Origin of the sequence: Sphingobacterium sp. DR205 (assembly GCF_011064245.1) — a bacterium.
GTDB lineage: Bacteria > Bacteroidota > Bacteroidia > Sphingobacteriales > Sphingobacteriaceae > Sphingobacterium > Sphingobacterium athyrii.
Map to the genome: position 1 here is coordinate 1,126,607 of NZ_CP049333.1, position 13,630 is coordinate 1,140,236.

The following is a 13,630-nucleotide window of genomic DNA, read 5'->3' on the forward strand; positions in this document are numbered from 1 at the left end:
TAATACAAATCCTTAGCCAAATAGGTATGTTGTTGTGAGTGAATGTATTAATATGCTTTCAGTTGAAGGGACTGTTCGATTTCGGACAGTCATTGTACAGCGGTGAACACCTTGATATCGTTGATTTTCTGGACGAATAACAAATAATAAAATAGGTGAACAGGAAAAACTCATTGGAAAAATTCAATAGCAGAGAAGCGATCGGCGGTATCGGATGAACAGTTTCATTTTATAGATTAGACACTGTAATTTTCAATCGTGAAAAAGCTTTTTACCAGTGTGTTATTTCCAGTCCTCAATTTGAAAAGTGACCTTGCTCATTAGGAAGAGGAATAGGAAAACGAAATGTTCGGTTCTCTCAATTTGATTTGTGCTATGCCTAATTTGGAAGCGCCGATCGCTTATTGGATTTGCAGAAACGCTATTTGAATATGCTATTTGTTTAATTAGCGAAACGCAGTATCTTCATCGCATTCAGCTTCCGCTCCATTGAAAAATTGAATACCCAATATGTAATTGGCAGCCGCTCAATTGCTTTCTGTTTTTTCGGGTCAAGACTTTGCGCAGTTTCAAGTGTATTTTTCAAAATATAATATGTTTTTTGATTTTTCAAATTATCCTAGGGCGGCTGATACAGGATCTTTCTATTTCGGAAAAGGATGTTTATCGGTCCATAACGCAATATTTACTACAGATTGCTGTTCGAAATCAACTAAAATAAGGGGTAAAATTGTCCCAAAATCTTTTTTGTACTTCCTGCATTTTGGGACAATTTTACCCCTGTCTCCGAGCCTCCTGACTGTATCTTTGCTTATGGAAATAATTTTATCTGAAACATTTAATTTTAAAAAAGATGAGTCAAGTTACACTTAATGAAAGAGGGCATAAAGATGCCGGGTTAATGCAGGTGGCGGAACAGGTGTTGAGCAAAATGGCTGCTGAAACCGAACTGTTTGCAGCCCCTGTACCCGCATTGTCAATTTTGGAGGAAGCGCTCGTTGCATTCCGGAATGCCGCAACGGAAGCCTATTATCGCGACACACGTGCTATACTGATCCGTAATCAAAAAAGAGCTGAACTGGCGTACGTATTGAAAGAACTGGCTAAATATGTAGATACGATCGCCAATGCTGATCCGACGATTATTTTAGCTGCCGGTTATGCTGTCAGAAAATCCAAAACTTCTTATGGAGGAGTGGTTCCCAAAGTGGAGCGACTAATCGCCCGTCCCGAAGAGGTGGGTAGTGGACGCGTGAAGCTAAAAACACAACGATGGCGGGGGGCACGCATGTATCAGTATCAGTTCCGCATCAAAGGTCAAAATGTAGACTGGAGCACACAGCTCTGTTCTAAAAGCAGCTGTATTATCGATGGGTTGGAGTCCTTTCGTGAATATGAATTTAGGGTCTCCTATATCGGAATAGACCCGACTCCAAATTATAGTGATATCATCAGCAGTTATGTACTTTAGACAAACCTTATTCGAATACGGAGCATCGGAAAGGAGTGTCTGTTCAAATCCCAGCATTTTCGCTGTAATTTGTTGACAGCTTCCTTTCCTATTCGTCCCGTAAACTATCAACAGGATTGGATGTGGCCGCTTTTATTGCTTGGAGGGATACCACGGCAATCGTTAACATAAGTCCAACACAGAAAGCGGATGCAAAGATCCACCAGCCCATACTGATCCGAAAAGGGAAATTGTCCAGCCAGCGGTTCATAAGATAATACGCAAGTGGTGTAGCAAGTAAAAAAGCAATTGTTATCCATTTAAAGAAATCTTGTGACAACAATACAATAATACCTGTTACCGAAGAACCTAACACTTTTCGGATTCCGATTTCTTTTGTCCGTTTTAGGATGTTAATGGAGAGCAGTCCCAAAAAACCGAGCATACTGATGCTTATCGCGACGATAACGGCGATCCAGATTAGTTTTTCCAGTAATACTTCTTTCTTGTAGAGCTGAGCAATCTGCTGATCATAGAATTTGTATTGGAACACTTCATCGGGATACCAATTTTTCCATTGTTGCTCCAGATCTTTCACGAGCAGTTGGTGATCGGTACCCTTCAGTTTAATCGCTACATTTTTTAACCGCGTTTCATTATACCCAATTACGGTAGGGGAGATGGGCTCGTTCAGCGAATTGGTGCTAAAGTCCGCAACAACTCCTACAATTGTTCCTACTTGTTCTTCGTTCAGCCCACCGGCGTTTAAAGACTTGCCGATAATATCATTAGGATCTTTATAGCCCAATGCGGTAGCCATATTTTGATTGATCAGAAATTCAGGTTTCTGGGGATTGTCGTTGAAATTTTTTCCTGCCAATAATTTGATGTTAAAAGTGCTGATATAAGCAGAATCCCCGATAGCGTATCGGGCAGGCCATTTTTCCCATTCTGTTCTGTTGTCAAACTGGATGGTTCCGCCCCATACCTTTTCAGATGAAGGTGGATTATCGCTAAAAGTGTACGATTGAACATCGGTTCTATTGCTGATGAAATGAGCGATTTTCGCTTTTGATTGGATCATTTTTTTTGTGAACGGAAGCAGGATAACCTGCTCCCTGCTGAATCCAATATCTGTGTTTTTGAGGTGATTTACCTGTAAGACAATAACAAAAGTGGCGATCAGCAGCGTCATGGCGATCATATTCTGAAAAACAATAAGCGTTTTGCGACTAAAGTTCCAGGGGCCTATGGTCAGCTTTTTCAATGCCTGCTGGATGTCCATCTTATTGACAAAAATGAGGGGATAGATGGAGGTCAACAGGCTCGTTAAAACCCAGATGATACCAATGATAGCTATAAATGACCGAGGATGGACAATCTGTACAGGTTCATGTGGAAAAAGAGCCTGGTTTGCCCAATTGGAAAAGATCAGCAATAAAACTAAAGCGAAGATAATAGCAGCAGCGGTCAGGATCAGGGTTTCGATCAGAAACTGAATGTAGAGTTGCCTTTTGGAACAACCCAGTACCTTTCTCACGCCCATTTCTACACTGCGGTTCATTTGTCTGGCAAAGGTGATGTTGCTGTAATTGACCAATGCCATGATACTGACTCCGATGGCAATTGCGACCAGGATACTCAGAAGTGTACGTTGTGTTCCCTTTCCGTAATCTGTGTCAAAATGGTAACTTGTTAAGGGCAGGAGTTTATAACTGAATGTCTGTAGTACATCTTTGTGCCAGTACTTGGCAACCAGCGCATGTATGGCTTGCTCGACTGTATTTTTATCGGCGGCGTTTTTTAAGGTGACAAGGATATTATTGCTTGAGTTGGAGTAGCCCCAATTATTAAAGAACCCGTCGTTTTGAGGGATTTGCCATAAAGTAGAAACAGAACTTTGCGAAAAATAGATTTCTGAACGGAAGTCTGAATTTTTGTTACGGTCATCTATGATACCCACAACTTTCACTGGAAATTTGCTGTCGACCAAGATCGTTTTGCCCAAGGGGTTATCGTTATTAAAATAAGTTTTGGCCATTGTTTTGGTCAACGCGACGGTATTGGGCTGATCCAGATCTTTTGGGGATCCCGCTAACCAGGGGAAATTTAAGGTGTTGAAATATTCCGATGAAACAAAAGCGGCTTTGCCCTCCGTTTTATACAACTGATCCGCTATCCGTAGCGTAAGGTCTTTATTATCCATATACAATGCTGTTCGTTCCACTTGTGGAATTTCACGTGAAATAGCATTGTACATGGCATAGGATCCGCCTTTGCTATGTTCGACCTGCTCTAGTTTCAGATCCTGTACGACTAGAAAGGTAAGTTCTTTATCGGTATGAAACTGATCAAAACTATATTGGAAGCTATTATAGCTATAGATAAATAAACTACATGCAATTGCCAGACCTAAACCAGCAATTGTTAAAAAGGTATAGTAGCTATGTTTCAATAGTTGTCGTAGCGCTGATCTGAAATATGTTTTAATCATAATTTTATTGTGTTGCGTTTACAATATCATTGTTTTTGTCGTATAGGAGATTATTCCTCCCGCAGACTGTCAACCGGATTTGCCACAGCCGCCTTGATGGCTTGCAAACTCACTGTCAGCAGTGCGATCAATACAGCGATTAGTCCTGCAACGGCAAACATCCACCATTGCATTTCAATGCGGTAAGCAAAATTTTCCAGCCATTTGTACATCGCCCACCAGGCTATCGGTGAAGAAATCACGATGGCGATCAGGACAAGTTTGATAAATTCTGCTGAAAGCATCCCTGTAATACCGGGAACAGAGGCGCCGATGACTTTACGTATACCTATTTCTTTCCGGCGCTGATTTGCCGTAAAAATAGCTAATCCAAATAAACCCAGACAGGCGACGAAAATCGTCAGTCCGGCGAATATGCTTAACAATTTTCCTGTTTTGACTTCGGCCTGATAGGTCTGGGCATAGCGATCATCGAGGAAAGAATAGTTGAATGGAATATCGGAAGGGAACGAGTCGTAGACAGCTTTCAATTTTTTAATCAGGGCCTCGGTATCTTTTGTCTGTGTTTTGACAATCAGGCTCCCAGCTTGATCGCTCAGTACCATCACCAGTGGTGAAATGGGTTCGTGCAGCGATTTAAAGTGGAAATCTTTGACGACACCCACGACACGATAGGTTTTGTTATCCTTATTGGTCAATGTATGGCCAAGGCTTTTCCCTTTCCAGCCCAGATCTTTTGCTGCGGTTTCATTCACGATAATGGATAAGGTATCGTTCCCAAAAGCTTTCGAAAAATTTCGCCCCTCGTTAAGCTGCATACCCATCGCAGCAATATATTCCTCATCTATGTCATAACGCAGTGTTTTCACCCATTTTTCTGTATTTCCGTCCGGATAGACAAAGAAGTTATTGTTGTTAGTTTCTCCAGCGGGCAGGTACGATGAGCGGGAGATATGTTTTACGCGGCTATCTTCGGATAGCAGCTTGACGTAAGTTTTTTCATTTTTGCCCAAGGGCCAGCTCTGGATCACAATGACATTCTCCTTTTCATAGCCTAATTTGATATTCCGCATATAATCGAGCTGTCGGATGACAACCACGGTGCAGAAAATGAGTCCCACGGAAATCATAAACTGAAAGACCACAAGGCTGCTCCTGAGATTGAATCGTTTTGTAGATCGCAACAAACGCCCTTTTAATACGGTCAAAGGATTGAAAGCAGCTAGATATAGAGCCGAATAAGTACTCGAAAATAGACCGACCAATAATCCGAATGCGAGCAGGAGGGGGATTATGCGGGCAAAATCGAGCTGTTGAATGGCAATGGACTTACCCGATAATTGATTAAATAGGGGAAGGGCCAATAAAACAATGCCGACTGCCAGAAACAGAGCTAGATAGGTCAGCAGGATGCCTTCGAAGAGGAACTGACGGATCAGGCTTTGCCTGTCGGCGCCGAGTACTTTCCGTACACCTACTTCCCGACTTCTCCGGAAACCACTGGCTGTAGATAAGTTCATAAAATTGATCGTCGCAATCAACAGCATAAACAATGCTATGGCACTAAAAATATAAATATATCGGATATCACCCGATGGACTGAGATCGTAGCCAAAATTGGAGTGCAGATGGATATCGGTCAGGGGCTGCAAATAGAGACCTATTGTATTGCCTGATTTTTTGTAATCCTCGTAACTCATTCCGAACCCGGCCATAAATTGAGCACCGACATGTTTGTCAAATAGGGTCGCTAAGTTTTTTTCCAGATTTTTTAATGAGGTATTTTCTGCAAGCAGTGCATAGGTATAATATTCGGATGTCATCCAGGAGTTTGAACGGGAGTCCTCCAGCGCCGTCATTGAGGTGAAAATATCAAAATGGAAGTGCGAGTTGCTGGGGATATCCTTCATTACTCCGGTAATTTTTAGCCTATTTTGGTCGCCTTTTATGGTGAGATCCCTACCTACGACATCTGTCGTTCCAAAATATTTGCGTGCCATGGATTCAGATATGACCGCAGTATAGGGCATCTTCACTGCTGTATTAGCATCACCTTTGATAAGGGGCAGGGTAAATATTTTAAAGAAAGAGGCATCAACATAGGCCATCTGTTCATCACGAAAAATCTTATCACCAACCAAAAATAAGGGAGCCCCACCTTGCCTCAAACGTGCTGTCTCCTGTACTTCGGTTAGTTCAGCTTTCATTGTGGCCGCCACCGGGGGCATGACATGAGCCTCATTCATCGTTCCCCCTTTTACCGTACCGCGGAAGACCACGCGTACAATTCGATCCGCATTTGTATTGAAACGGTCAAAACTGAACTCATCAGCAACATATAGGCTTATCAGCAAACAGATTGCAATACCCAAGGCTAACCCAGTGATATTGATGATCGAGGTGGAAGAATTTCTTCTTAGATTCCGCCACGCTATTTTTAGATTATTCTTTATCATAATCGGGCTGTGTTGGTTATTACTATTTATTTTATTCGTCCCTTAAACTATCCACCGGATTGCTAAGCGCTGCTTTAATGGCTTGATAACTTATGGTTGCCATGCTGATTAATATTGCCATTAATCCTGCAATAGCAAAATAATGCCATTGGATCTGGATACGGTAACTGTAATCCTGCAACCATTTGTCCATGGCCCACCAGGCTATTGGTGAAGCAATCAGAATAGCAATTATCACCAATTTAATAAAGTCCACGGACAGCAAAGAGGTTACTTGTGCAACACTTGCGCCGAGCACTTTGCGCACGGCAATTTCTTTCATCCGGGTTTCGGCCATATATGCGATCAATGCGAGAAGACCGAGACAGGAAATAAAGATAGTCAATCCTGCAAATACCATAGAAAGCGTGCCGATTGCTTTTGTTTCTTTAAATTTCTGCTCATAAGTTTTGTCGATAAACTGGTATTCAAAAGGATAGTCCGGATTGAATTTTTTAAAGATTGATTCAATTGTTTTCAAATTTTCTGCAATGCCGCGATTCGTATTCAAACGATAATGAATCGTGGTAAACCAGGCCTGTGGTCCTAAGATCACCATGGGTTTATTATCGCCAAATGGAGAGCCCATTATAAAATCTTTCACGACGCCGACAACGGTCCATTTTGTGCCGTCGCCATCTACAATGCTGTTTATCGGGTTTTTAAGATGCAGGCTTTTTACTGCAGATTCATTTAAAATCAAAGCGGTACTATCGGTCGCAAATTTATAGATATCGATATCGCGACCTTGGATGAGGGTAAGACCAAGGTTTTTTACAGCATCAGCATCGGTACTAAAACGGTTGTAAGAAATTCGTTTGTCTTCTTCGGTTGGTGTACCGGATGTGAATCCCCAACCATTGCTGTACATATCTGTAACAGGGGACATATTTTTTGATACGGAAACAACCGCATTGCTAGCTAACAATTCGTCCCGCAGGAGTTTATAATTCTTTTCCAAATCTCCTTTCAGACTGGAATATAATAAACCGTTTTCATTATAGCCGCGTTCGCGTTGTTTTGTGTATTGAATTTGTTTGGTAACCACTACCGTAGCGATAATTAATACAATGGCTAGACTAAATTGAATTACGACCAAGATCGAACGAACGCTAAGTCCTTTGGTTTTGGAAATAAATTTACCTTTTAATGTCTTGATAGGTTGAAAAGAGGAAAGGAAAAAAGCAGGATAAATGCCAGCAAGTATTCCAGTGAATACCGCAAATCCGATCAGAAATAACCAAGTCCACAAGTTTAATAAGGATAAGTTGAGCTGCTTTCCGACGAGTTCGTTAAAGAAAGGTAGCACAATAAAAACAAGTACTGTGGCTAGTATCATTCCGATCATACTAATCAGTATGCTTTCCGTCAGAAATTGAATTATTAATCCCATTTTATTTGCACCAACTACCTTTCGTACCCCTACTTCCTTCGCACGACGCTCTGAACGGGCAGTGCTTAAGTTCATAAAATTGATGCTGGCAACCAACAATATAAAAATACCGATCCATACAAAGAGCCTGACAATATCAATACGTCCGGAAGTGTAATTACCTCCTTTTCCGCTATTATAAAGGAAAGAGTCCTTGAAAGGAAATGCAAAAATCTCTCCGGTATACTTTGCAGATTGGTTACCTTCGGCTCTGTTGACTGTGTTAATATGATCTCTCGAATATGTCCTGATCTTGGTATTGAAATCTGAAAGCGAGCTTCCTTTTTTTAATAAAATATAAGTGCTTATCGAATTATTACCCCAATTGTCATCAACGTAACCGATTGTTTTTGCATATGCAAAAGGAAGCAGTATGTCAAACTTGAAACTTGAATTGCTGGGTAAATCTTTGAGTACCGCCTGTACGGTGACTTGGTTGACAGAATCGATTTTCACTGATTTTCCAATGGGTTCTTCATCTCCAAATAAAGCTTTAGCATAACTTTCTGTGAGAACAAGACCTTTAGGACCGTCAAACTGAATATTATTGGATCCTTTGACGAGGGGTAATGAAAACATGTTAAAAAATCCGGGATCGACAAACACTGTCTTCGCAATTATTTTTTTGTCACCGAATGTGGTCAAGAATTGATTGCCTTCATCATATCGTGTAAATGCTTCAATATCCGGGAAATCAGTTGCCATTGATGGGGCCATTATCTTGGGGGTGTATGCCCATGCTGATTTTTCACCCTGAAATTCATCCCGATTACTAATAATATAAAGACGGTCACTTTTCTCATGGAACCGGTCCATGCCTAACATGTTCTGTAACCACAGTGCGATAAGTAAAGCACCTGCCATACCAATAGCCAAACCGAGAATATTAATTGCCGAAAAAGCTTTGTTTTTTAACAAATTCCGCCACGCGATTTTGATGTATGTCTTGATCATGTTGTTTCTGCTAAATATAATAACGGATAATTATTCGTCCCTTAAACTATCCACCGGATTGCTAAGCGCTGCTTTAATGGCTTGATAACTTATGGTTGCCATGCTGATTAATATCGCCATTAATCCTGCAATAACAAAGTAATGCCATTGGATCTGGATACGGTAACTGTAATCCTGCAACCATTTGTCCATGGCCCACCAGGCTATTGGTGAAGCAATCAGAATAGCAATTATCACCAATTTAATAAAGTCCACGGACAGCAAAGAGGTTACTTGTGCAACACTTGCGCCGAGCACTTTGCGCACGGCAATTTCTTTCATCCGGGTTTCGGCCATATATGCGATCAATGCGAGAAGACCGAGACAGGAAATAAAGATGGTCAATCCTGAAAATAGCATTGAAATCGTCCCAATAGACTGCGTCTCCTTGAATTTAGCCTCAAAATTTTCGTCGATAAAATTATATTCAAATGGATATTCCGGATTGAATTTTTTAAAGATTGCTTCGATGGTTTTTAAATTTGCTGCAGTACTGTTGTTTGGATTTAAGCGATAGTGGATATTTGTAAAAAAAGATTTAGGCCCAAAGACGACCATTGGATAACTTGCTGCAAATGGAGATTCCGTAATAAAATCTTTGATTACCCCAACGACGACCCAATCCTGACCGTCACCGTTTATTGTTTGCCCAATGGGATGCTGTAAACGCATCTGTTTGACCGCTGTTTCGGTCAGTAGCATGGCATTGCTATCTGTTGGATATTTGTATATATCTATATCTCGTCCAGCAACAAGTTTAAATCCCAGCGTTTTCACGGCACCGGCATCGGTACTGAAACGGTCAAAGGAGATTTTTTTATCGCTCTCTGTGCTTCCTTGCCAAGAAAAGCCCCAGCCATTGCTATAACGATCCGTGACCGGGGACATGTTTTTGGACACTGATATCACCGCATTGCTGGCCAACAATTCATTTCGAAGGGTTTGGTAGATCTTTCCGTTGTTAAGTTTGCCTGTAAATCGGGTCGCAGCAAGCCCATTGTCATTATAACCGCGGTCCCGATCCTTGGTATGCTGGATCTGTTGCGAAACGATGACGGTCGCTATGACCAAGATAATTGCAAGGCTGAATTGGACGACAACTAGGATAGAGCGGACACTGAGCCCTTTGTTGTACGTATTCAATTTCCCTTTTAATGTTTTCAAGGGTTTAAAGGAGGAGAGAAAAAAAGCAGGGTAACTTCCCGCCAATACACCAGTTAAAAAGGTGAAGCCAATTAAGAACAGCCAGGTATTAACAGAAAGGATGGAGATCGTGAGGTTTTTTTCAACCAGATTATTAAAAGCCGGAAGAACCAACACGATAGCTACGAGCGCGAGTATCGTTGCGCCAATACTGATAAGGATACTCTCGACAATAAATTGTAGAATAAGACTTTTTCTTTGTGCACCGACTACTTTACGTACGCCGACCTCTTTGGCTCTTCTCTCGGAGCGGGCGGTACTGAGATTCATGAAATTGATACAGGCAACAAGTAAAATAAAAGCACCGATCCAGGTAAATAAATGAACTAACTGGATCCGCCCGGCAGTGTAAGCGCCATTTTCACTTTTGTTATAGAGGTAAGTGTCTTTGTATGGAAATGCAAAGATTTCGTTTGTCGACTTGATTTCGTTATCCCCTACATTGATATGGTTCTGGCTGAAAAGTCTAATTTTAGAATTTAAGTTTTCCAATGTTACCCCTTCCCGTAGCAGCACATAGGTATAGGTTGAATTGTTAGACCAATTTTCATCTACGAAGCCCATTTTCTTGGCCAGATCCCATGATAGCAAATAATCAAACTGTATACTGCTGTAGCTGGAAGGATCTTTTACGATCGCTTGGACGGTTACCAAATACTTTGATTCTATTTTGATCGTTTTTCCTATTGGATCATGGTCACCAAAAAGAGCCTTCGCATATTGCTCCGTAATGACAACTGAATTCGCATCTTTAAGTAGATTGGTTTTATTCCCTTTAAGTAATGGATAGCTGAACATATTGAAAAAGCCGGGATCGACAAAGCTGGCGCTTGAAACTAAATTTTTATCACCGTAGCTCGTTAGAAATTTATCATCTTGCTCGATACGCGTAAAACTTTCGATTTCAGGGAAATCACTTTTCAGTGTAGGTCCCATTATTTTAGGTGTATTTGTCCAGGCTTGTAATTCGCCTTGGTAAATGTCTCTATTACTAATAACATAAAGACGGTCACTTTTCTCATGGAACCGGTCCATGCCTAACATGTTCTGTAACCACAGTGCGATAAGTAAAGCACCTGCCATACCAATAGCCAATCCGAGAATATTAATTGCCGAAAAAGCTTTGTTTTTTAACAAATTTCGCCACGCGATTTTGATGTATGTCTTGATCATGTTGTTTATCTTGAAATAATTATTCGTCCCTTAATGTATTCACCGGATTGTGATTTGCCGCTCTAATGGCTTGTGAACTTACTGTCACGAAGGCGACAGCCAAGCCTGCTAATGCAAAAATCCACCACTGTATTTCTATTCGGTAAGAGAAATCCTGCAGCCATTTATTCATTGCCCACCATGCAATAGGTGAAGCAATTAGAATAGAAATAATAACAAGCTTGACAAAATCTTTGGATAGCATCGCCGTAATTCCGCTTACTGAGGCGCCCAGTACTTTACGAATACCAATTTCTTTGGTCCTCAGCTCGGCGATATATGATGCTAATCCAAATAAACCTAGACAGGAAATAAAGATCGCTAGCCCCGAAAAGATGAAAGCGAGCTGGGCTGTTTGTTGTTGGTCTTTGAATTTAGTGGCAAATTTTTGATCGACAAATTGATACTCGAAGGGATACGCGGGATTGAATTTTTTAATAATTTGTTCGATTTTTTTGAGCTGGTCGCTCATCGAAGCATTGGGATTTGTACGGATAACCAAATTGAATAGTGCTGTCTTATTCGCGTATATAAGCATGGGTTTTACCGGATTATAAGGAGAACCGCTGATATAGTCGTTTATTACGCCCACGATGGTATAGTTTCTGTCTCCCCATTTGAGATAACTTCCGATTGGATTTTCCAACTTCATTTCTTTGACGGCAGCTTCATTCAGCAGTGCAGCGGTACTATCTGCGGCTAATCTTGCATAATCGATATCACGTCCTGCTATGAGCTTTAATCCGAGTGTTTTGACAAAGTCACTTTCCGCTCTTCCCAGATCAAATCCCATTTTTTTCTCTTGCTCAGGAGTAGCTCCTGCCCAGGAAAAACCACCCCAGGAATTTCCAGAACTACCAGTGATGGACAATCCTATCCTTGTGACGGCTGTAGCCACTCCATTATTGATCAATTCTGATCTGATCGCCTCATAGTTTTTCCCTAAATCACCTTCCATTCCGATTTCGAGCAATTGAGCGGTATTATAACCAATATCTCGTTGTCCGGCATATTCAATTTGCCGCCTGACGACAATGGTAGCAATTATCAGGATAACAGCTATGCTAAATTGAAAAACAACCAATAATTCCCGAAAACTTAATGAAAACTTTTTTGACCGCGCAAATATTTTTAATGATTTAATGGGTTTGAAAGCGGACAGTACAAATGCCGGATATAATCCAGCCAATAGTCCCGTTATGAGGATAAAGCCTATCAACGACAGCCATATTGTTGTATCTGAGAACGAAAAGGTTAACGGTCTATCTAAAATCTTATTAAATAACGGGAGCGTAAGCTTAGTCAATACTATCGCGCTTAAGCCTGATATAAATGCTAGCAGGACTGATTCTGTAAGAAATTGGACAATTAAATTGAGACGTCTGGCTCCTACAACTTTACGTACAGCAACTTCCTTTGCTCTTTTTTGGCTGCGGGCGGTACTAAGATTAATAAAATTAATGCAGGCAATCAATAATATCAATAGACCAATTCCTGCAACCAGTTTAACCTGATCAATCTTTCCCCCAACTGGAATACCTTGTTCGAATCTGGAATACAGATGCATTTTGGACATTGGATACAGAAACAGCGATCCTTTTAGCTCCTTGTTGGATTTTTTTTCGATAATATTGATGAGCTTATTATTGAAAGCCTCAATATTGGTTCCCGATTTTAATTGCACGTAGGTTGAGAACGTAATTGTATTCCAATTTGGTGAATATTTACTAGCATCAGCTAACGGGATCAGATAATTAAAATCGAAATTGGTATTACTTGGCAAATCTTGCATAACAGCAGAAACTTTATAAGGTTCCTTATTGTCGAGCGTAATGGTTTTATCCAATGGATCGATATTACCAAATATACTTTTTGCTAAGCTTTCTGTTAAAATGATATTCTTTGTTTCTGCTAGGGCCTGATGATTATTTCCCCGTCGAAGTTTGAAATCAAATAGCTGTAGAAATGACGGGTCTACCTCGTTTCCTTTTGATTTGATTTTTTTATCATCAAACGACAGTAGTCTGTTTGTACTAAAATACATGCGAGCTGCGCGTTCTACTTCCGGATAATCTTCTAATAGGGCAGGAGCTGCTCGCCCTGAGGTGACGTCCATTAGACTTATTTTTCCCTCATCATTTTGATATTTATTCCAAAGTTTATACAGGCGATCTTTATTGCTGTAAAAATTATCGAATTGCAACTGGTTTTGCACCCATATGCCAATAATCAGTACAGCAGCCATACCAATGGAAAGCCCAATGATGTTGATTGCAGAGTAGCCTTTGCTTTTCCACAAGTTTCGCCATGCAATTTTAAGGTAATTCTTTATCATCGAATTGATATTTTGA

6 protein-coding genes are annotated in these 13,630 nt (G+C 40.8%); 1 reads left to right on the top strand and 5 read right to left on the bottom strand.

The features are described 5' to 3' along the window. The first annotated feature begins 853 nt into the window (after positions 1–853). Positions 854–1,471 (top strand): hypothetical protein, encoded by a 618-nt coding sequence (locus tag G6053_RS04700; RefSeq protein WP_108635874.1) that lies wholly within the window; start codon positions 854–856, stop codon positions 1,469–1,471. Between the two features lie 88 nt (positions 1,472–1,559). Here G6053_RS04700 and G6053_RS04705 read toward each other — a convergent pair whose 3' ends face one another. Genes G6053_RS04705 through G6053_RS04725 form a run of 5 tightly spaced genes read right to left on the bottom strand, consistent with a single transcriptional unit; the run spans position 1,560 to position 13,614 of the window. Next, entirely contained in the window at positions 1,560–3,944 is a 2,385-nt protein-coding gene (locus G6053_RS04705) for an ABC transporter permease (RefSeq protein WP_108635873.1), read from the bottom strand. 50 nt (positions 3,945–3,994) lie between these two features. After that, positions 3,995–6,400 (bottom strand): ABC transporter permease, encoded by a 2,406-nt coding sequence (locus G6053_RS04710; RefSeq protein ID WP_165305676.1) that lies wholly within the window; start codon positions 6,398–6,400, stop codon positions 3,995–3,997. Between the two features lie 31 nt (positions 6,401–6,431). Next, a complete protein-coding gene (locus G6053_RS04715) occupies positions 6,432–8,825 on the bottom strand; it encodes an ABC transporter permease (protein WP_165305677.1) in 2,394 nt (797 codons plus the stop codon). Between the two features lie 30 nt (positions 8,826–8,855). Then, positions 8,856–11,240 (bottom strand): ABC transporter permease, encoded by a 2,385-nt coding sequence (locus G6053_RS04720; RefSeq protein ID WP_165305678.1) that lies wholly within the window; start codon positions 11,238–11,240, stop codon positions 8,856–8,858. A 19-nt stretch (positions 11,241–11,259) separates the two neighbouring features. Continuing rightward, a complete protein-coding gene (locus tag G6053_RS04725) occupies positions 11,260–13,614 on the bottom strand; it encodes an ABC transporter permease (protein ID WP_165305679.1) in 2,355 nt (784 codons plus the stop codon). Between the last annotated feature and the right edge of the window lie 16 nt (positions 13,615–13,630).

Excerpts from the sequence above, each read along its gene's own strand:
- G6053_RS04700 (WP_108635874.1), top strand. The coding sequence starts at position 854 with ATGAGTCAAGTTACACTTAATGAAAGAGGGCATAAAGATGCCGGGTTA.
- G6053_RS04705 (WP_108635873.1), bottom strand. The coding sequence starts at position 3,944 with ATGATTAAAACATATTTCAGATCAGCGCTACGACAACTATTGAAACAT.
- G6053_RS04710 (WP_165305676.1), bottom strand. The coding sequence starts at position 6,400 with ATGATAAAGAATAATCTAAAAATAGCGTGGCGGAATCTAAGAAGAAAT.
- G6053_RS04715 (WP_165305677.1), bottom strand. The coding sequence starts at position 8,825 with ATGATCAAGACATACATCAAAATCGCGTGGCGGAATTTGTTAAAAAAC.
- G6053_RS04720 (WP_165305678.1), bottom strand. The coding sequence starts at position 11,240 with ATGATCAAGACATACATCAAAATCGCGTGGCGAAATTTGTTAAAAAAC.
- G6053_RS04725 (WP_165305679.1), bottom strand. The coding sequence starts at position 13,614 with ATGATAAAGAATTACCTTAAAATTGCATGGCGAAACTTGTGGAAAAGC.